An 18,526-nucleotide genomic window follows, 5' to 3' on the forward strand; every position below is an offset into this window, starting at 1 on the left:
TCAAAAACGCCCTGATGAAATAGACCCAACGCCGAAATGGCAGGAAACCCAGCCCACGTGGCCTGATTCTTACCGCCGAAATGGCCGACTTAAAGTTGACGAAACACACCTTGGCGGTGCTGAAGGTCCAGGTCGCGGGTCCGGTGGGACCGGCGGCAGCCGAGGCATAGATGACCTTAGCGGCTTTGCCGTTCCCGTCGTAGGACAGCTCGTTTCGCGTTCCGAGACCGTCCCGGACCAGCACCATCTTGCCGTTGGCGTATCCGAGCCGGGTTTCCGTTCCAGCGGCGTCGAGAACGTCCCTCATCCGGCCGTCGATGTCGTACTCGATCGTGATGGTCTGGTTCAGGGTCCGGTTGATGATTTTGTCGGGCTGGCCGGCGTTGTCGTCGTCGTTGTACTCGAACAGCAGCTGGCGTCCGGTGGCCGTCGTGATGGTGGCCAGCCTCCCGTCGGGATCGTAGGCGTACGCGGTCCGGTCCGCGGCCGCGCTGTAGTGGGTGCCGGCGAACGCGAGACGGAAGACGTCGCCGAACTGCTCGTAATCGTTGGTGTAGCCGGTGTCGTTGAACCGCAACGACACCGCACCGGGAGCGAACGCGGTGACCGTGGCATTCAGCCCCGCCGGCATTGTCCACCCACCGCCCTTCTTGGGCATGAACTTGTACGTTCCCCCGTCCGCCGCCGTATAGGTCAGCGAACTATCGGACCCCATGACCAGACCGGATTCGTAGGTTCCCTCGGACAAGGTGGGCCGGTCATCGTTGATGCTGTTGTACCGCCAGGACACATCGATGTCCCGGCCAGGGCCTTCCAGGTGCAGCAGTTTCCCCGTGACCAGGAAATTGCCAGTGGTCGGGTTCCAGCTCTGTTTGATGGTGTCGGTCAAATCGCGGCTCACCATCGCGGCAGCGGACCGGTCCCCGGCCAGGTGGCCGTTCGGGCCCGTGGCCGGCGGCAGGTTGTCACTGATCGGAAGATTCGTGGCCACCCCGAGGTTCGCCGGGACGGACGCGGCCGGCTCCAGCGTCGCTGGGCCTATGGTGAACGCCGTGCCCGGTGGCCGGGCCACTGTGGGTGTTTGGGCCGCTCCGGCCGGGACAGCCAGCCCGGTCAGAACCACGGCAGAGAGAACGAGACCGGACAGAAGAGACCGTGCTGCAGCCATGCTGCGCCCCCAAAAAGTTGTGCTCCCCAGCGAGCAACTTCGAGCCCCCAGCGAGCACACGCTGATCATCAATCTCACTTGAAACATTTAGCAAGCGATTGGAGTTAAGAAATATCCGCAATCACCCAAGATTTCGCCCGGCACAAGGCCCGGAAAGGTTCGATGTGACAAACACCGGACCGTCGCGGCGGGGCCGGATGAAAACCGAGCCAGGGCGGGAATGCGCGGAAACCGGGCTGTAATCGCCTCACCATTGCCCTCTGGCCCCTGGCCCCTTGCCCCGGCAGCAATTCGGGGCCACCACATGGGTGCCGCGTCAACGTGACTCTACAATTTCTGTCAACAGTGGCAATCAGACCCCGCGGAGCCCGAACCTGTCCCTGCCCGCACTGTACCGGGCGCCTCCGAACGCGGCCCTGACAGGGGCCCCGGTCAAACTGCGATTCCCGCTCCGAGCGGGCTCAAATGAGATCGCCATTCTCAAAGACACCGGTGCCGGCCTCGCTTAGCCAGCGCCCAGGTCTACTGCACGGACCTCGCTTCGCTCGGGCTGTAGAAGCGTTTTCCTGTTTTTGCTGCTGTCCTTATGGTGTTGACGGGTGGTTCCGTGGCCGTTGTAGGGTCGTGGCTACCCGGGGAGGCGGGTATGGCTTTGTTGCTGTGGTCCGGACGATCCAGGTCGTGACGGCTCCGAAGGATTGGCCGCCCGCGTCCCCGCGATGACCCGACCGCTGATTGAGAGACGCGACATGATCGCCGGATAAGGACACGACGGCGCGGTAATCTGCCGGGTTTGACCCGTACGACAGAACTGGAGGCTGTTTTGGTGCACCTTTGGGCCGGTATCGATGCCGGCAAAGCCCATCATCACTGCGTCGTGATTGACGCCGGCGGAAACCGTCTGCTCTCGCAGAAAATCCCCAACGACGAACCGGCCCTGCTCGAGCTCATCGCCACCGTCCTCAAACTCGGGGACGGGGACGAGGTGGTCTGGGCAACGGACCTGAACCACGGCGGCCCGGCGCTGCTGATCGCGATCCTCGTCGCCCACGGCCAGAACATCCTCTACATCCCGGGCCGGGTCGTCCACCACGCCTCCAAGCTCTACCGCGGGGAAGGCAAAACAGACGCGAAAGACGCCGCCGTGATCGCGGACCAGGCCAGGATGCGCCGGGACCTGCAGCCGCTGCGTGCCGGGGATGAGATCAGCACCGGGCTGCGGATCCTCACCGCCCGGCGGGCGGACAAATCCGCGGACCGGGTCCGGGCGATCAACCGCCTGCAGGCCCAGCTGCTCGAATACTTCCCGGCCTTGGAGCGTGCCTTTGACTACAGCCGCTCCAAAGCCGCCCTGTTGCTGCTGACCAAGCACCGCACCCCGGACGGGATCCGCCGCACCGGCCAGACCAGACTGCACACCTGGCTGAAGAAACACGGCACCCGCTCCTCCGCCGCGGTCGCCCAGACCGCCATCGACGCCGCGAAATCCCAGCACACCACCGTCCCGGCCCAACACCTCGGAGAACAGATCGTCGCCGCCCTCGCCCGGGAAATCATCACCCTGAACGAGGAACTCGCCGGACTCGATGCGCTGATCAGCGAGAAAGTCACCGAACACCGGCACACCCAAGTGCTGCTGAGCATGCCCGGCTTCGGCCCGGTCCTCGCCGCGGAGTTCCTCGGCGCCACCGGCGGGGACCTGACGGTCTTTGAAACCGCGGACCGGTTCGCCGGCGTCGCCGGACTCGCCCCCGCACCACGGGACTCCGGCAGGATCACCGGCAACCACCACCACCGCCCCCGCCGCTACGACCGCCGGCTCCTGCGCGTCTTCTACCTCTCCGGCCTCTCGGCGCTGAAAAGCTGCACCGCGTCCCGGACCTACTACGACCGCAAACGCCTTGAGGGCAAAACCCACATCCAGGCCATGCTCTCCCTCGCCCGCCGCAGACTCAACGTCCTCTGGGCCATGCTCCGCGACGGCACCACCTACACACCGGCCCCGGTCCCGACGGCTCGGCCGGCCGCCCGAACCATCCAGCGATCCAGCTAGCAGACGACGGTGCTATAGATACGGGACCCCGCCCTTCCAGACGTTCTAGGCGTTGACAGCGTGGACGCCGCGTCATGACCATCAGGACCGCCGGCGCGCCGTAAATAAGCGGCTGCAGGACTAGTCTCTTGGATTCACCGTCCCGCCTCGGAAGACCGCGGACGCCCGGAAGCCGCGAGTTCGGTTGCGGGCGCCCGCCGACGCCTGCTATAGACGTTTGGCCAGGGCGAGGGTTTCTTCGCGCAGCACGTCCTTGGCCCCGAGAATCTCCACGCCCAAGATGCGCCCTTCGGCATCAAAGTCAATAATGATTTCGCCTTTCCGCCCGGGTGTCTCTATCGAATGGACCTGGGTCGACGCTTCGCCATCGTGGATTTCATCGACGAGTTGGACGTATGCGGCGTCGGCTTCTTCGTCATAGGTGATTTTCATCGACTACCCCTTTGTCACGGTGATGATATTGCCAGTCCTGTTGTCAACGATGACCCGGATCCGGCTCGTGCCTGATCCTTGGGTAAAGACGGATGTCCCCTTGTTCCCGGCGGACTTGGCGCCGTTGCGGATTACTTGGTGGATGAGCGCCTGACTGACGCCGCGCGAGGCAGCCTGCATAGCCGCATGCCGGGTGACGTGGGCCAGGATGAACAAGACAGGAAGCCAGAACGGATCTGCGACAACAGGTAAAGCGGAGTTGGCGCTGAAGTGGACCCTCTGAATCAATCGGTTGTTCTCGATCAGGAATTCTGTTGGGACTGCCGTTCCTGCGGCGTCCTTAGCCCACGGCGAAGCAAAGCTGCCGAGCATGCTGCCGTCCGGCCCTCGGAGGACTACGCCGCCATCCTCGAGCGAAATCAGTTCGGAATTCTCAGGAACCACGAGATCAAATGGGTAGTCCTTCGGCGCAGATGCAGATTCTATTCGGACCAGAGCCCGGAATGCCCCGTCGCCTGCGTTCTCTACTGCCGTCTCATAGGATGAATTCGTTTCGAATAGCGTCAGGTCTCCGCTGCCGCTTGTGGATGAAGCAGTTTCACCCGGGAGGGAGACCGTAATGGAGTCACTGCCTCCTAGCGGAGCCGTAGCCGTCGCCGTGCCGCTTTCGTTCAGGTATACGCTGACGTCCGCAGCCGGGTTGTCCGGAGTGTATGCGGCATCCGCGGAATGCTCGGAGTCCAGGGCTGCTTCATAGCTTTGCAGCGAGAGTTCGGTTTCTGAGACGGATGCAGAAGCGCTAAGGTCGCCGTCTGCTGTAGCGGGCTCATCGGCATGGGCTGGCTGCAGCGTGGCCAGAGTCAAACTGAACGCCACTACTCCCGTCAGTGTCTTGATCAACAACGAAGAGACGCTACCGGAATGCCACCGAATGTTTTCAGAACTCATTTTCCCCCAAAATCTGGTCAGTTATGTACCCGCAGGGAGATCCTACTAGGAATTGCGGCTGAAACTGCGCCCCCGTTCATATTGATCTTTCGTATTTCGACCACGTTCCGGACGCGCTGCGAACGAGGCGAGGGCCACAAGAAGCAACAAGGCACAGATCGCGAATGGCCAATGCGGTTTCGTTGTTACCAGCTGTCCCAATCCCGTCCGCAACAAGAACAAATAGGGCCTCGCTGCGCTCTGACAGCACTAGCATTTATCCTTTTCTTATTGCTGCTGTCCGGCGGATCGTACGTGCCCGCTACACCGGCACAACCGTCCTGCGGACGGCCGCGCAGCCGATGCCTTGTGTCGGCGCTGCGCCTATTTCCTCCCACAATCCATCCGCTGCTTGCCCTCCGGGTTGCCCCGGCTCCGTCGGGCACAGCTAAGCGATGCTCCGCCAGCAGCCAAATATCAACGGGGGAGAAGGGAAGCTGGCCGGCCACCAAAGCCACCCCCGCCCACCTGGAAGGAACACAACCATGAGCGAAAGACGTCCCGCAGCCCTACTCGGGGAACGCCGACCGAGTGAGGCCGCCCCCTAACCGACCGCAGGAGTCCGTTGACAACATCATTGAGATTCCTGTGGATCGTACGTGCCCGCTCCACCGGCTCAACCGTCCTGCGGACGGCCGCGCAGCCAATGGGTTGTGTCGGCGCTTCGCTTATTTCCTCCCACAACCCATCCGCTGCTTGCCCTTCGGGTTGCCCCGGTTCCGTCGGGCACAGCTACGCGTTGCTCCGCCAGCAGGCAAAAACGACCGGGGGAGAGTGGACGCTGGCCGGTCACCACAAGCCGCCCCACCCGCCGGATCCTCAGCAAAGGACGAGAGAAACCCATGAACGATCGCATTGCACGCGCAGCCCTGACCCGACTCTTCGAACCCGGCGACCGTGTCGGCCGGGCCCTAGGGCGTGTCTCCCAATTGGTTCTTGTCTGCTTTGGCATGCTGGAACCATGTCGCGCACTGCCGTCCTGACCGATGCCCAATGGGAGCGGATTGAACCGTTGATGCCCAGCTCCGACGGGAGCCGTGGGAGGCCGTTCCAGAACCACCGTCTGATCGTCGAAGGCATCATCTACCGTTTCCGGGCGGGAATTCCTTGGCGGGACCTGCCGGAGACCTTCGGCCCGTGGCAGACAGTCTGGAAACGTCATCGCCGCTTCAGCGGCGACGGAACCTGGGACAAGATCCACTCCCGGATCCTGGCGCAGGCCGACGCGGCCGGGATGATCGATTGGGAAGTCTCCGTGGACTCCACGGTCAACCGTGCCCACCAGCACGCCACGAACCTTCCCCGCCACACAGGGGGACCTGTCGAATTACATGAATCTGTTAGAGGAACCGCCTGACCACGGAATCGGGAGATCCCGCGGCGGGCTGACAACGAAAATCCATCATCTCTGCGACGGCAAGATGCGCCCGCTGGTCATGTTGCTTGGCCCCGGGCAAGGCGGGGACTCCCCAATGTTCCCGCACCTCCTGGACTCCCTCAGCGTTCCCCGGCTGGGTCCGGGCAGGGCCCGTTCCCGCCCGGACCGGGCCCTGGCGGACAAGGCGTACTCCTCGAAGGCCAACCGGGAGCTTCTGCGCCGGCGCGGCATCCAGGCAGTGATCCCGGAACGCTCCGATCAGGAAGCGAACCGCAAACGCCGCGGCAGCAAGGGCGGCAGACCAGTGGGGCTGGACAAGGAAGCCTACAAGCGACGAAACGTCGTCGAACGGTCCTTCAACGTTTTCAAGCAATGGCGCGGCCTCGCCACCCGCTACGACAAGCTCGCCCTGACCTACCGCGGCGGAGTCGTCCTCCGCGCCATCACCATCTGGCTCAAGGAATTAGGAGACATGCCCTAGTGGGCAGGCTCGGCGCGTACGCCGCGGTGAGGCTTGCCACCGGCGCGCAGCCCGTACACGCCATTCCGGAGATCACGGTCGAAGAACTGTCAGAAGCGTTGAGACGGTGGGCTCCGCGGGTTTCGGAGGTCGACGCGGAGAAGGATCTGGCCACCATCGAACGTCTGGGCGGCGGGTTCCTTATTCCGGGGGATGAACACTGGCCGGAAGGCTTGGACGATCTGCCCGACGCCCCGTACGGGCTGTGGTATCGGGGCAACATCGGCAACGGCATCCCGGCACCTTCGAACTGTGTGGCCCTGACCGGTTCCCGGGACTCCACCAGCTACGGCGCCGCCGTGACAGGAGATATGGCCTACGGGCTGGCCCAACACGGAATCTGCATGATCTCAGGGCTCGCCTACGGCATCGATGCGCACGCGCACCGGGCGGCGTTGGCCGGAAGCCAGGGAGAAGGACCGGCGACCCTCGCGGTTCTGGCCGGAGGCCTTGACCGGGACTACCCGTCAGGTAACGCTGATCTCGCGGCCGCGATCCACGGCAACGGCCTGACCCTCTCAGAGCTCCCGCCCGGTTCCGCCCCGACCCGGCACAGGTTCCTGCTGAGAAACCGTATCATCGCCGCCCTCGCAGGGGTGACCTGTGTCGTGGAAGCCCGCTGGCGTTCAGGGGCGCTGAACACCGCCCACCACGCCGAAACCATTGCCCGGCACGTCGCGGCCGTCCCCGGCAGCGTCCACAGCCCCAACTCCGCAGGATGCCACCGGCTCCTGAAAGAAGGCACGGCGGTGCTGGTCTCCGATGCGGCCGAACTGGCCGAACTGCTCGCAGACTAGTCCCTTCACGTGGCCGCCCCGTCGCCGGGGCGGTCACCGCTGGCGGTCCGCCGTCGTGGCCGGCTTGGGCGGTGGGTTGGCAGCGGCGAACCGCCAATCGCACACGCAGTGCCAGGGACCAGGGATGCGCGGCCGCCGATGCCAGTGGCGCCGTAAGAAGACCCGGGGTGCTGATGGAAGGGTTCGCAGGGCTCACCCAGAAAAGGGCGTCCGCTGGCGCGGCCGGCTGTGGGTCCAGTGCCGGCTCCGCAGGGCTCCGCCGCCCCCGGCCCTGTTCTGTCTACGACGTTCTGGCTGCTGTCCTGACGGATTGTACGTGTCCGCTCCGGCCCGTATAGCCCCTCCTCCGTCGGGGCCTGCGGCGCACGAAATTTCCCTGCGGCGCTCCTTCGTCGCTGATTTCCTCCGGGAATTTCCCGCCCCTTGCCCTGCGGGTAGACAGGCCTCCGTCGGCCGCCGAGCAAGCGAGCTTGCCAGCAACCAAAAAACAACTATCAGGTATGACTCGACGTTGTTGCCAGGTGGGGATTTGGCCTGTGCGGGGCGGCCCAGAGTGGCTTCAATATGAGCGAGCGGGGAGCAAGCCATGAACGGCGCCACCGGCTGTGGCCCGATGCGCAATCACCGCAAGTTTTCGCGGAAGCCGTGACGGAGCAAGGGCCTTCACCGTCCGGAACGTAGGCGGTGAACTGATCGAGATTCAACCCGACGCATTGGCCCGCGAAGCCGCCCAGAGGGCGGGCGCCGCCGATGCAGCCCCCGCCCGACGCTTCGCAGAACCCGGGCACGCAGCGGTTTTCGGACTTCAGCACGGTGAATACGGTCGAGTGGTGGTCGGTGGGGAGCCGGCGTGGCGCAGTCCCTGAGACGATGATCCCCGCGGCATCTCATGTGCCATCGGTAAACACCCGGTAACGCCGCCGCCGGGCGGGCACCTTATCTGCGCATTTGTGGATCCGGCGAGCTGCCTCACGGAGTGGGAACCGGCGAAATCTCGGACTGGAATCTCCCTTGAGTCCGCACCCCACAGGGAATCGGATGTCCCGGCCTCGGAAATCCTGGACAGACTACTGGACATCCTCGGCCAGACCGGGTCGGGCTGGTCGTTCCGGATGGCTGAGCTTCGCGCGGGGATCATAAGTGCACCCGTGCGAGCTGGTTGCCACCGGCAATCTGCGGATGTTCAGCCGGATGAGCTCAGCGCGCCGTTTGATGGCGTCCACGAAGTTGTCGAGGTCCGTTTCAGCGCCCGCCGGTGACTGGCGTGGCGGCAGTACCTGGACGATATGGAAATCCTCCAGATCCAGGAGCTTCCGGCCGCCGCCGCCGATCCGGTCCATGATCCAGAACACGCCCGCTGCGGGGCGCCAGCTCTGTGACCGGGCCCCAATGACACAGCCGGCCCCCGTATCAGGCCTCGATTTCGTCCCCTGCGGAGAGCCCGGTGCATGCCCTGACCCGGCGGTCTGCATCGAGGTGCATGGTCGACCCTCCACAAGTGCGTTTACTCTCCTGACTCCAGAATGACGCGGCTGGGTTACACGCACCTGTCGTGAACGCAAAGGCCGGGTGTCTGTTCCCGAGTATCCCGCCATCTGCTGTCGAACTCTACGGGTTGGCCGCTTCAGAACTGTGCGGCAGAACGACTTCATCCGCGGTGCGGGCCGCGGACGGGAACAGGATGAGCAGCAGGCCAAGGCCAACTGCCGCCCCGACAAGTTGGGCAACGACGAAGCCTGGAACGGAGGCCGGCGCGATGCCCGCGAAGGTGTCACTGAAGATGCGGCCCACCGTCACGGCCGGATTGGCGAACGACGTCGAGGACGTGAACCAGTAAGCTGCGCCGATGTAGGCGCCCACCGCCGGCGCGGCGAGAGCGCCGCGGGAGGTGGCTGCGAGGGCGAAGATCAGCAGGACCAAGCCGGCGGTCGCAATAACCTCACCAAGCAGATGCCCGGTGGTTGCGCGCTCCTTGGCCGAGATCGAGGTGCCCACCTCAAACATGGCGTTCGCGACCACGCTGCCACTGACCGCACCAATGGTCTGCGCAACCACATAGGTGCCAAACTCCGGCAGCGTCAGCCCAGCTCCGCTGCGTCGGCCCAGGATCCAGTCGGCGGCGGAAACCACAGGGTTGAAATGCGCACCGCTCACGGGCCCGAGCATCAGAATCAGAACCGTCAGGCCCAGCACCGTGGCGGTGCTGTTCTGGAGCAGCTGCAGGCCGACGTCAGTGGGGGAGAGCTGCTGCGCGGCGATTCCGGAGCCAACGACGATGGTCACGAGCAAGCTCGTGCCGAGCAGTTCAGCGAGGGCACGGCGCCACAGCGGCGGCTGGTTGGAAGTCATGTCAACAGCTTGACCTAAACAATTAACTCAGTCAAAATTGAGTCAATGAATCCTGAGACAATCACCGGAAGCCGGGCGCGGGTTGCTAAGCACGCGGCCCTCGCCGATCTCGCGCGGCTGCGCATCGTTGATCTGCTGACCCTGGGAGACCTCTCCCCGACGGAGCTGCAGGCGGAGCTGGGGATGCCGTCGAATTTGTTGTCCCACCACCTGCGTGCACTGGAAGAGGCAGGGCTGGCTGCCCGGCACCGCTCCGAAGCCGACAGGCGGCGCAGCTATATCCGGCTTGCTGCCGGCGCTTTGGAAGGCCTGGTGCCCGGTGCGGCACAAGGAGCCCGCCGTATTCTTTTCGTCTGCACGCGAAACAGCGCGCGGTCACAGCTGGCCGCCGTTCTCTGGAGGCAGGTGAGCGAAATCCCCTCGACGTCGGCGGGCACCCATCCCGCGGACCGCATCGCCCGGGGTGCCATCGATGTCGCCCGCCGGCACGGCGTTGATCTCGCAGACCTTCCTCCGCGCACGCTGGACCAAGTGACGGGGGAAGGGGACCTGGTGGTGACCGTGTGCGACAACGCCCACGAGGAACTGGGCGGACTGGGCGGCGTGCACTGGTCAGTGCCGGATCCGCTGCGCCTGGGCACCGAGGAAGCCTTCGAGAAGGCTTTCGATGACATTGCCCACCGGGTTAATGAACTCGCACCCCGCGTGCTCGCTGCCTAACTTTTCCAACAATGCCAGCTCTCACCCGTTACCCAACTGATTCAGGAGAGAATCCGTGAGCATCGAAATCATGAAAAAGCCTTCCGTCCTGTTTGTCTGTGTCCACAACGCGGGCCGCTCCCAGATGGCCGCCGCATTCCTCACCACCTTGGGCCGGGGCGCCATCGAGGTCCGCTCCGCCGGCTCCCAGCCCGCCGACACGGTCAACCCGGCCGCCGTCGAGGCCATGGCCGAACTCGGCATCGACATGTCCGCCGAGATCCCCAAGGTCCTCACCACCGACGCCGTGAAGGAATCCGACGTCGTCATCACCATGGGCTGCGGCGACACCTGCCCGATCTTCCCGGGCAAGCGCTACGAGGACTGGGAACTCGAGGACCCGGCCGGCCAGGGCGTCGAGTCCGTCCGCCCGATCCGCGACGACATCAAGACCCGCATCGAGGACCTCATCGCCTCGCTCATGCCGGTCGCCACGTAACCCGGCCCGTGCCGAGCACGTGGGCACCAGGCAGCTGATCATCATCGGGTCCTGCCCGCCTTCTACCCCGCCGCGGACTGTACCAAGGCCGCTCCGGTGAAAAGACTGATCCGAACTTCCCTTCCATGAATCACGTTTGGAGTGCTGAGATGACTGAACCGCACGAAAACCGCTACGAAACCGGCCGGGGGCTGCAGGAGCCCACCGAGTTGCTGCAACGCATCAGCAACCGGTTGGCCGACAAATTCGCGGGCATTTTTGCCGCTGAAACCGTCGAACGCTACGTCTTCGAGACGTACACGGCCATGGCCCGGACCGCGAAGATCACCGCCCACCTTCCGGCCACCACGGAGCACTTCGCCAACGACCGGCTAACCGCGCTGGCGAAATCCAAGGGAGCCATCGCTTCCGAGATCCCCGAAGTTCTCTTTGTCTGCGTGCAGAACGCCGGCCGCTCCCAGATGGCGGCCGCGATGTTGACCGTCGAGGCCAGGGGCAGGATCCGCGTCCGGTCCGCAGGCTCGCTGCCGGCTGCCGAACTGGACCCCACCGTCGTCGCGGTGATGTCCGAAATGGGTCTGGACCTGACCAGGAACTACCCCAAGCCCCTCACGGATGATGTGGTGCGCGCCTCGGACGTCGTGATCACCATGGGTTGCGGTGATTCCTGCCCGATCTATCCGGGCAAACGCTACGAGGACTGGGAACTGGCAGACCCGGCCGGCCTCCCTACCGCTGCCGTGCGGAACATCCGCGACGAGATCCACGACCGGGTCAAGGCGCTGGCCGCATCACTGCTCCAGAATCCCGACCTACGCAAGGAAGAATCAAACGCATGACCGAGACCCCGTATTCGCCCAGCGTCCTGTTCGTCTGCAGCAAGAACGGCGGAAAGTCCCAGCTCGCCGCAGCACTCATGAACCAGCTCGCAAACGGGACCGTCAGGGTGCACTCCGCCGGGACCAAACCCGGCAAGTCGCTGAACCCCCAGTCCGTGGACGCCCTGGCAGAACTCGGCATCGACATCACCGGCGAACACCCCAAACCCGTCACCGACGAAGTGGTGGACATGGTCGATGTCGTCATCGTCCTGGGCAACGAAGCAAGTCTGGAAGCCCCCGAGGGCAAGCGGTTCGAGGTCTGGGATACGGACGAGCCTTCCGAACGCGGCATCGAAGGCATGGATCGTATGCGCCTGGTCCGGGACGAAATCAAGGCCCGGGTCCAGACGCTGCACGCGGAGCTCACCGGCACCTAGGCCGTGCCGGCCCCGTCATGTGAATCAGCTGCCCGACGGCGGGCACATCGCAGGCAGGTCCGGGGCGGCCGATCAAATAGCCCTGGGCAGTATCGCAGCCCAGCCTGCGCAAGACCTCAAGCTGGCTGTGCCGTTCAACGCCTTCTGCGGTGGTCCGCCGCCCGAGTGTTGTCAGAGCGTGGACCAGCGCACCAATGACTGCGGCCGCGAACGCGTCCGTGTCGATGTCGGCAATCAGGGACCTGTCGATTTTGACAGCGGTCAGGGGCAGCTTACGGATCAGGGCCAGGGAGGAGTTACCCGTTCCGTAGTCGTCCAGGGCGACTCCGACGCCGGCATCGATAAGCTCCCGCAGCTGGCGGGTCGCGCCGGGAACATCGACAAGTGAGGTGCCTTCGGTTAATTCGACCTCCATCCACCGGGAGCGCACTCCGTGTCGATGCAGCGCGGCCCGGATTTCTGCGGCCACGGCCCCGGTTGCCAGCTGGCGGGGTGAGACGTTGATTGCGATTTTGCGCGGTGTCCCGTCGTCGAGCCACTGGCGGGCCTGGGCACAGGCGCGGTCTGCGACCCACCGGCCGATGCGGTGTATTTCGCCGGTGTCTTCCGCGATGGGGATGAATTCGTCAGGGCTGACGGGGCCTATTTCTGGGTCAACCCAGCGAATGAGGGCTTCTACCGAGTCCAGCGCGCCGGATTTGACGTCCAGCAAGGGCTGATAGTGGAGGGATATTGAGCCCTCGTCCAAGGCCAGCGGCAGCCTGCGCCGGATCTGGGACCGCCTGTCCAACGGGATCGGCAGGGCCCCGCGCATGCGTCCCATTCTGGCCTTTCCGGAGTGCTTGGCCCGAAACATCGCGCCGTCGGCATGGCTCAGCAGCGCATCCAGACGCGTCAGCGCATCGTCATCGGGGATCTCGCTCGCCATGGCCAGTCCAATGGTGGCCGTGGCTGTGACTCGGTAGGACTCAAAGACAAAGGGCTTGTCCATCGCAGTCAGGATCCGTGCTGCGACGTCCCGGACCACGGCTTCGTCCACGTCGACCAGGAGAACGGCGAATTCATCGCCCCCGAGCCGGACCACCATGTCGGCAGGCCGCGCACATGCGGCGAGGCGGGCGGCACATTCGGTGAGGACAGCATCCCCGGCACGGTGCCCGTAGGTGTCATTCACGACTTTGAAGTCGTCCAGGTCGATAAAGAGGATCCCGATCCGTGACCGGTCGGTGTTCTGTGTCAGCACCGGTGCGTGCTCTTCGAGCATGCGCCTGTTCGGCAGCCCCGTGAGAGCGTCATGCATGGCAGCATGTCGGAAAACATCAGTGAGCCCGGCAAAAACCTTCGACACCGAAACGATGAGCGGGCGTCCTTCGGCAACGACGAGGAAATCCTGATACCGGATCTCCTCGGGACGCTCCAGAATCATCCGGACGGCACCGGAAAGGTCCAGATCCGCGGGCAACTCGAAACGCAGGGCCGGCAGGTCCGAGGCCTGTGCCCTCGAGCTGAGTTCGCGCCCGAATCCCAAGGGACCGGACATTGCGTTCTCCACCTGGTCGCGTGTCAGCAGTGAGTGACCCTGGGTATCTTCGATCGCGACGGCACGGAGGCCGCGGTCGGTCCGGAACAACCCGTCGATCTCGAGCAGCAGCGTTGCGGCAGGAAACACACGCGCCTCGACGCCAATGTCCTCAAGTACGGCTGCGCCTCCCGGACCAGGCCACAACGTATCACTACCAACGGATTTCACGCATCGTTCATACCAGACAGAAATGAACGTATGGAGCTCCCGGCGTTCATCCCGGGGCCGGACAGGTCCGCAGGACTGTGGCGCCGGCAACCATCGTGCGGCCTGGGGTCACGAGATGCTGACGCTCTTCCCCTTGTGGTGCCGCGGGTCGGATGGTGACCAGAGCAACGCGCCCGTGAAGCCGTTTGGATGCTGGTATTGATTGCGTTGCATGCGGAGTTGGCCGCAGACACCCGTTTCGGGTTGTGTGCCAGCCGTTCAGTTGCTAGTGGACGACGGTGCCGGTGGAATGCACAACGGTTCCGGTGCTCTGGCGTCGTCCGGTGACGTCGATCTGCAGCCCGCTGCGCTGCAGGGGCGCCTCCAGGGCGTAGGAGAGCTCCGGCAGGGTGGAGGTTTGGATGCGGTGGATGAGGTCCTGGACGTCGGCCCTGTCATTGACCGTCACCTTCAGGGTCAGCTCGGGGGCCTTGGCTGTTCCTCGCAGCAGGGCCGCGGAAGTGATGACACCGGGCAGGGTGTTGATCTGCTTCTCGACGGCGGCGGCGAGGACGGACGGGTCGCAGACCGTGAATCCCTGACTGCCGTCGTCATGGAGGCGGTAGGTGCCGGCCATGTTTTTCCTCGGGATCTGGGCGATGATCCACAGCAGCCCCAGCAACCCGATGATGACACCGATGATCAGCATGGCGGCCACCACCCACGGCTGCGCGAAGAACGCGTGCAGATCACCAGTGACGACGGACTCCCAAAAGCGGGCGGTGTTCAAAAGAGCATGCAGTGTCCCGTTGGACTGCAGGAGCAGTGCGGTGCCGGCAGCCAGGAGAAGGATGCCGAGAATCGCCAGCCAGGTCCGGTTCAGGGTTCCTGCGGTCTGTCTCATCGGAAACCATCCTTCAAATAGTCGCGGCGGGCGGGTGCGCGAATGGTCTTAGTCTCTGGACCGGACAGTGGCGGTCACCTGCGGAACCGGGGAAAGCCCGGTTTCTTCCAAACGGGCCCGGACAGCGTCGGTAATCCTGGCGCGCAGGTCCCCTGGCTCGTGCAGGGAAGTCGTCACGCTCACATGTACGCGGCGGGTGGTGGCTGTCGCTGAGACCGAGCCGACGCCGTCGATCTGAACGCACCGGGCTTTGGCCAGCTGGGCGACGGCGCGGTGGGTCATCACTGTTTCCTGCTCCTGCACGGGTGGCGCCTCACCCCGGGCGCCGGTCCCGGAATCATCGATTCTGATGGCATTGAACCCTCCGGGAATGATGGCGCACAGTAAGAGGATCACCCCGGCCACGATGGCGGCTATCCCGATCTGACTTAGGGCGGGGTCGTTCCACGCCAGCACGGCGAGCCAGTCGCGTGGCTGCTGCAGCAAGGTGGGCCACGTGCCGTTGACCAGCCGGGTGACGGTCAGCCAGACCAGGGCGCCACCGGCGGCCAGCAGCAGGATTCCGGCGATCAGTGCCGGGACGGCGCGGCTGGGCCGGTGCCGCAGCCGCGTGGACTGTTGGTCGTGCCGGCTCACAGCAGCTTCCTTCGTCCGTTGGCGTCGGTGCCCGTGGTCAGCCACGAGATCCTGATGTCGACCTGCCGGACATCGACTCCGGTCAACTCTGTGACCCTGGTCCTGATCCGGCGGCGCAGGGCCTCCGTGGCCTGGCGTAACGGCACCGGATACAGCATCCCGATCTCGACGCTTAAGGTCGCGATGTTCCCGCTGAGTTCCACGGACGCCTTGGGCCGGGCGGAGAGATCAGCGTGGGTCCCGATGCCCAGAAAACCGCCGGAGGAACCGCCGGCGGATGATTCGTCGCTGGCGACCTGGGCGGCGATTTTCTCGATCACCCTGGCCGCCAGGACGGTCTGCCCCCGCGCGCCAGTCTCGCCGAAGTCCTCCCCGGCGCCCCTCTCGCCGAAGTCCTCCCCGGCCCCTGCCCCGGGCAAGGGCATTGCGTGGGCTCCTGGCGGGTTCATCGGCTCGATGCTCTACCGAACAGGGCCTGCATATCGAGTTTGCCTTCCGCGAACCGGCCCACCAGCAGACCGATGAGTCCCAGGGTGACCGCGGCCAGCAGCGCCATCCAGCCGCCGAAGCCCAAAACGATTCCCAGTACCAGACCTATGGTCAGACACCAACGTGTAGTAGACATAGCCATCCTTTTCCTCATCGTCCCGTTCCCCTTGGGGGAGGGTACTGTGACAGGCGGTTACTGAAGTGCGGTCTTCTGGTCCTGAGGGACGTCCTGTTCGTCACCAGGCAGGTGGACATCGGTGACATTGATGTTCACTTCCAGCACTTCCAGTCCGGTGGCGCGCTCAACGGACTGGATGATGTTGCGGCGGATCCCCTGGCTGACCTCCACCACGGAGAACCCGTACTCGATGACGATGGAGACATCGATGGCTGTCTGACGTTCGCCCTTTTCCACGGTGACGCCGCCGCTGACATTGGTCTGGGAACCGGGAATGCGTTCGGTCAGGGCGCTGAACGCTCGCCGGCCGGCACTGCCCATGGCGTACACGCCGGGAACCTCGCGGGTGGCGATGCCGGCCAGCTTCTGCACCACGGTTTCCTCGATCGTGGTGGCACCGCGATCGGTGTGCAGTGCGTCCCTCGCCTTCGGTTGGTCCAGCGCGCCGCCGTGCTTCTCCTGGGGTGTGGCCACGACGCCGCTGGAAGCTCCGGGGGTTTTGGGTGTCTCGGTCATGGAAAACATCTCCTCGTGGGACTGGTGATGATGCTGACACCGATATAGACGAAGCCCGACAGGAATCGTCACGTGATGGCGCAGAATATATTTCTCACGGGGCAACAACACCGCGGTTCGGTTCCTGGCGTTGCCCGGCTGTGGCATATTGGGGCCAGGGTCCGGTGCGTTACAGGACGGGATGGAGAATGCATGAATGATCATGGCCCCGGCTTCGAACCCGACCTGGACGAGGGGAGTATCGTCGCCCGCGCCCAGGACGGCGACCTGGCAGCATTCGAACACCTGGTGCTCACCTATCAGTACAGACTCTTTCGGCTGGCGTATCGGATGCTCAACGACCGCGGCGAAGCCGAAGACATCGTGCAGGAGACTCTGACAACGAGCTGGCGCCGTCTTCCCATGCTCGCTGATGTCGATGCTTTCGGCGGTTGGATCTACCGGCTGGCGACGAACAAATGCCTGGACGTGTTGCGCAAGCGGACCGCCCATGCCGAGGACATCATCGACTCGGATGACATGGACACCATCCCGGAGGCCCGCGCCTGCTCGGTGTGGGCCGGGTGGGATCCGGCCCACGAGGCTGAATGGTCCGCCGAACAGGACGGCCTGACCGCAGTCCTGAACGCGCTCCCCCCGGCACAACGGGCCTGCTGGCTGCTGCGGGAAATGCACGGACGCAGTTACGCGGAGATTGGTGTCACACTGAAGATCAGCCCAACAACAGTTCGCGGCACTCTCGCCCGGGCGCGGCACCAGATAGCAGAAGGGATGAGCCAATGGCGTTAGACGACACCCCCCTTCTCGGCTGCGGCCGCAGCATCGATAGCATCTGGGCCACCATCGACCGGCCACCCACCGCACACGAAGAAGAGTGCGAACAATGCCAAACTGCCAGAACCCAATTGAAAAGACTCAGTGAAGCAACCCGTTCACTGCGCGAAAGCGACCTTTCCAATCCCGCGCTGAAACCCCGTCCCGGGATCACGAACGCCATCATGGACGTGGCCCGCGCGGAAGTCCGCCGCGGCAGCAGAATCCTCCTGCGCAGCGCAGACAACGGCACCACAGAGATCAGCGAACAGGCCCTGAGCTCCCTCATCCGGTTCGCGTCAGCAGCGATCCCCGGTCTCCACTCACGACGCTGCCGCATCGAAATGCGCTCTGCCGCCAGCCTCGCCGGTGAAGACCACCCGGCCGGAACCACCGGTACCGCCGCCAACGCCGGTCCCCGCCTCATCGTCAATCTTCGGGTTGTCGCCGCCCCGGGCATCGTCATCCCGCTCACTGCGGAGGCGCTGCGCGACGAGATCAGCCACGCGATTCCCGCCGGCGTCGGGATTGGAGCCGGAACCGTCAACATCACCGTGGAGGACCTCTACGATGCCTGACCAGCCCCTCCAAGGCTCTATCATCACCAGCCAGCTCATCGCCTCCATCGCCACCCGCACCACACTGGAAACACCCGGAGTCCTCAGACTTGAACCCACCATCCATGGCTTCCTGGCCCGGCTCGGTCCCGCCGCCCTGCAGAACCTCCGCAATCCCGGCGGCCAAAACGGCACTTACCGGCACGACGGTGTCACCGCGACAATCAGCGACGGCACCGCACACGTCCACCTGGATATCGCCACCGACATCGCCTACACCGCCCTCGACGTCGCCCAAACAGTTCAACAACGCGTGCGTGAAAGCATCAGCCACACCGGCCTCAATCCAGGCACGATCGACATCAGCATCCTCGCCATAGAACACCCCCGCGGCACAACACCCATGTAACCCGGGTGCCGTCAACGGCTGCACACCAAGACATGCTGGCGCCACGGCAATGTTGCGGACGCCGTCTGCAACATTGCCGGGCGTCCGTCTTAACCCCGTGCAGCACTGGCCAGCCGCCCGCAGGGTTAGTACCGTCGTCGTAACACCAAGTTCGC

General features: G+C 64.5%; 19 protein-coding genes and 2 pseudogenes. 10 read left to right on the forward strand and 11 right to left on the reverse strand.

Annotated elements, in window-relative coordinates:
• Positions 1–1,168 (reverse strand): annotated as a pseudogene (locus ACZYX4_RS16200) (RHS repeat-associated core domain-containing protein); the annotation flags it as partial.
• An 823-nt stretch (positions 1,169–1,991) separates the two neighbouring features.
• Between ACZYX4_RS16200 and ACZYX4_RS16205 the strand changes: the two are divergent.
• Entirely contained in the window at positions 1,992–3,221 is a 1,230-nt protein-coding gene (locus ACZYX4_RS16205) for an IS110 family RNA-guided transposase (protein ID WP_463877873.1), read from the forward strand.
• Between the two features lie 207 nt (positions 3,222–3,428).
• Here ACZYX4_RS16205 and ACZYX4_RS16210 read toward each other — a convergent pair whose 3' ends face one another.
• Together ACZYX4_RS16210 and ACZYX4_RS16215 are read right to left on the reverse strand one after the other, a co-directional pair.
• Complete coding sequence (locus tag ACZYX4_RS16210; protein ID WP_463877755.1) at positions 3,429–3,653, reverse strand: DUF2283 domain-containing protein; 225 nt, start codon at positions 3,651–3,653, stop codon at positions 3,429–3,431.
• A 3-nt stretch (positions 3,654–3,656) separates the two neighbouring features.
• Positions 3,657–4,601 (reverse strand): DUF4258 domain-containing protein, encoded by a 945-nt coding sequence (locus ACZYX4_RS16215; RefSeq protein WP_463877757.1) that lies wholly within the window; start codon positions 4,599–4,601, stop codon positions 3,657–3,659.
• A 1,000-nt stretch (positions 4,602–5,601) separates the two neighbouring features.
• Between ACZYX4_RS16215 and ACZYX4_RS16220 the strand changes: the two are divergent.
• A pseudogene (locus ACZYX4_RS16220) lies at positions 5,602–6,499 on the forward strand (IS5 family transposase).
• Positions 6,499–7,335, forward strand: a complete 837-nt coding sequence (dprA, locus tag ACZYX4_RS16225) for a DNA-processing protein DprA (protein WP_463877759.1) — start codon at positions 6,499–6,501, stop codon at positions 7,333–7,335. Before ACZYX4_RS16220 ends, dprA begins: the two are co-directional and overlap by 1 nt.
• Positions 7,336–8,402: 1,067 nt before the next feature.
• Here the strand turns inward: dprA and ACZYX4_RS16230 are convergent.
• Positions 8,403–8,687 (reverse strand): hypothetical protein, encoded by a 285-nt coding sequence (locus tag ACZYX4_RS16230; RefSeq protein ID WP_463877761.1) that lies wholly within the window; start codon positions 8,685–8,687, stop codon positions 8,403–8,405.
• A gap of 256 nt (positions 8,688–8,943) precedes the next feature.
• Complete coding sequence (locus tag ACZYX4_RS16235) at positions 8,944–9,684, reverse strand: aquaporin (protein ID WP_463877763.1); 741 nt, start codon at positions 9,682–9,684, stop codon at positions 8,944–8,946.
• Between the two features lie 45 nt (positions 9,685–9,729).
• On the opposite strand from ACZYX4_RS16235, the gene ACZYX4_RS16240 reads away from it, so the two are divergent.
• The 4 genes from ACZYX4_RS16240 (at position 9,730) to ACZYX4_RS16255 (ending at position 12,140) form a co-directional block, all read left to right on the forward strand.
• Positions 9,730–10,404: an arsenate reductase/protein-tyrosine-phosphatase family protein gene (locus ACZYX4_RS16240; protein ID WP_463877765.1), complete on the forward strand. Its 675-nt coding sequence runs from the start codon at positions 9,730–9,732 to the stop codon at positions 10,402–10,404.
• 55 nt (positions 10,405–10,459) lie between these two features.
• The gene (locus ACZYX4_RS16245; protein WP_463877767.1) at positions 10,460–10,882 is read left to right on the forward strand and encodes an arsenate reductase ArsC; all 423 of its coding nucleotides are present in this window, start codon (positions 10,460–10,462) and stop codon (positions 10,880–10,882) included.
• A 149-nt stretch (positions 10,883–11,031) separates the two neighbouring features.
• Positions 11,032–11,721, forward strand: coding sequence for an arsenate reductase ArsC (locus tag ACZYX4_RS16250; protein ID WP_463877770.1), 690 nt, complete (start codon positions 11,032–11,034; stop codon positions 11,719–11,721).
• Positions 11,718–12,140 (forward strand): arsenate-mycothiol transferase ArsC, encoded by a 423-nt coding sequence (locus ACZYX4_RS16255; RefSeq protein WP_463877772.1) that lies wholly within the window; start codon positions 11,718–11,720, stop codon positions 12,138–12,140. The genes ACZYX4_RS16250 and ACZYX4_RS16255 overlap by 4 nt, the downstream gene beginning before the upstream one ends.
• On the opposite strand, the gene ACZYX4_RS16260 is transcribed toward ACZYX4_RS16255, so the two are convergent.
• The 6 genes from ACZYX4_RS16260 to ACZYX4_RS16285 all read right to left on the reverse strand — a co-directional run bounded on the left by ACZYX4_RS16260 (position 12,127) and on the right by ACZYX4_RS16285 (position 16,592).
• Positions 12,127–13,809, reverse strand: coding sequence for a putative bifunctional diguanylate cyclase/phosphodiesterase (locus ACZYX4_RS16260; protein ID WP_463877774.1), 1,683 nt, complete (start codon positions 13,807–13,809; stop codon positions 12,127–12,129). The genes ACZYX4_RS16255 and ACZYX4_RS16260 overlap by 14 nt on opposite strands.
• A 346-nt stretch (positions 13,810–14,155) precedes the next feature.
• Positions 14,156–14,773, reverse strand: a complete 618-nt coding sequence (locus ACZYX4_RS16265; RefSeq protein WP_463877776.1) for an Asp23/Gls24 family envelope stress response protein — start codon at positions 14,771–14,773, stop codon at positions 14,156–14,158.
• Between the two features lie 48 nt (positions 14,774–14,821).
• On the reverse strand, positions 14,822–15,409 hold the full coding sequence (locus ACZYX4_RS16270) for a DUF6286 domain-containing protein (protein ID WP_463877779.1): 588 nt from the start codon (positions 15,407–15,409) through the stop codon (positions 14,822–14,824).
• Entirely contained in the window at positions 15,406–15,834 is a 429-nt protein-coding gene (locus ACZYX4_RS16275; RefSeq protein WP_463877782.1) for an Asp23/Gls24 family envelope stress response protein, read from the reverse strand. Before ACZYX4_RS16275 ends, ACZYX4_RS16270 begins: the two co-directional genes overlap by 4 nt.
• 20 nt (positions 15,835–15,854) lie before the next feature.
• Positions 15,855–16,034, reverse strand: coding sequence for a hypothetical protein (locus tag ACZYX4_RS16280; protein ID WP_463877785.1), 180 nt, complete (start codon positions 16,032–16,034; stop codon positions 15,855–15,857).
• 57 nt (positions 16,035–16,091) lie between these two features.
• On the reverse strand, positions 16,092–16,592 hold the full coding sequence (locus tag ACZYX4_RS16285; protein ID WP_463877788.1) for an Asp23/Gls24 family envelope stress response protein: 501 nt from the start codon (positions 16,590–16,592) through the stop codon (positions 16,092–16,094).
• Between the two features lie 192 nt (positions 16,593–16,784).
• Between ACZYX4_RS16285 and ACZYX4_RS16290 the strand changes: the two genes are divergently transcribed.
• From ACZYX4_RS16290 to ACZYX4_RS16300, 3 genes are all read left to right on the forward strand, one after another.
• Complete coding sequence (locus ACZYX4_RS16290) at positions 16,785–17,381, forward strand: RNA polymerase sigma factor (RefSeq protein ID WP_463877790.1); 597 nt, start codon at positions 16,785–16,787, stop codon at positions 17,379–17,381.
• 116 nt (positions 17,382–17,497) lie between these two features.
• Positions 17,498–17,983, forward strand: a complete 486-nt coding sequence (locus ACZYX4_RS16295; RefSeq protein ID WP_463877792.1) for an Asp23/Gls24 family envelope stress response protein — start codon at positions 17,498–17,500, stop codon at positions 17,981–17,983.
• Positions 17,976–18,371, forward strand: coding sequence for an Asp23/Gls24 family envelope stress response protein (locus ACZYX4_RS16300; RefSeq protein WP_463877795.1), 396 nt, complete (start codon positions 17,976–17,978; stop codon positions 18,369–18,371). The genes ACZYX4_RS16295 and ACZYX4_RS16300 overlap by 8 nt, the downstream gene beginning before the upstream one ends.
• Positions 18,372–18,526: the final 155 nt, after the last annotated feature.

The organism is Pseudarthrobacter leeuwenhoeki (assembly GCF_055412885.1).

Bases quoted from the DNA above. Each gene is read 5' to 3' on its own strand.
- ACZYX4_RS16285 (WP_463877788.1), bottom strand. From the start codon at position 16,592: ATGACCGAGACACCCAAAACCCCCGGAGCTTCCAGCGGCGTCGTGGCC.
- ACZYX4_RS16275 (WP_463877782.1), bottom strand. From the start codon at position 15,834: ATGCCCTTGCCCGGGGCAGGGGCCGGGGAGGACTTCGGCGAGAGGGGC.
- ACZYX4_RS16300 (WP_463877795.1), top strand. From the start codon at position 17,976: ATGCCTGACCAGCCCCTCCAAGGCTCTATCATCACCAGCCAGCTCATC.
- ACZYX4_RS16250 (WP_463877770.1), top strand. From the start codon at position 11,032: ATGACTGAACCGCACGAAAACCGCTACGAAACCGGCCGGGGGCTGCAG.
- ACZYX4_RS16280 (WP_463877785.1), bottom strand. From the start codon at position 16,034: ATGTCTACTACACGTTGGTGTCTGACCATAGGTCTGGTACTGGGAATC.
- ACZYX4_RS16210 (WP_463877755.1), bottom strand. From the start codon at position 3,653: ATGAAAATCACCTATGACGAAGAAGCCGACGCCGCATACGTCCAACTC.
- ACZYX4_RS16215 (WP_463877757.1), bottom strand. From the start codon at position 4,601: ATGAGTTCTGAAAACATTCGGTGGCATTCCGGTAGCGTCTCTTCGTTG.
- ACZYX4_RS16265 (WP_463877776.1), bottom strand. From the start codon at position 14,773: ATGAGACAGACCGCAGGAACCCTGAACCGGACCTGGCTGGCGATTCTC.
- ACZYX4_RS16290 (WP_463877790.1), top strand. From the start codon at position 16,785: ATGAATGATCATGGCCCCGGCTTCGAACCCGACCTGGACGAGGGGAGT.
- ACZYX4_RS16255 (WP_463877772.1), top strand. From the start codon at position 11,718: ATGACCGAGACCCCGTATTCGCCCAGCGTCCTGTTCGTCTGCAGCAAG.
- ACZYX4_RS16240 (WP_463877765.1), top strand. From the start codon at position 9,730: ATGAATCCTGAGACAATCACCGGAAGCCGGGCGCGGGTTGCTAAGCAC.
- ACZYX4_RS16235 (WP_463877763.1), bottom strand. From the start codon at position 9,684: ATGACTTCCAACCAGCCGCCGCTGTGGCGCCGTGCCCTCGCTGAACTG.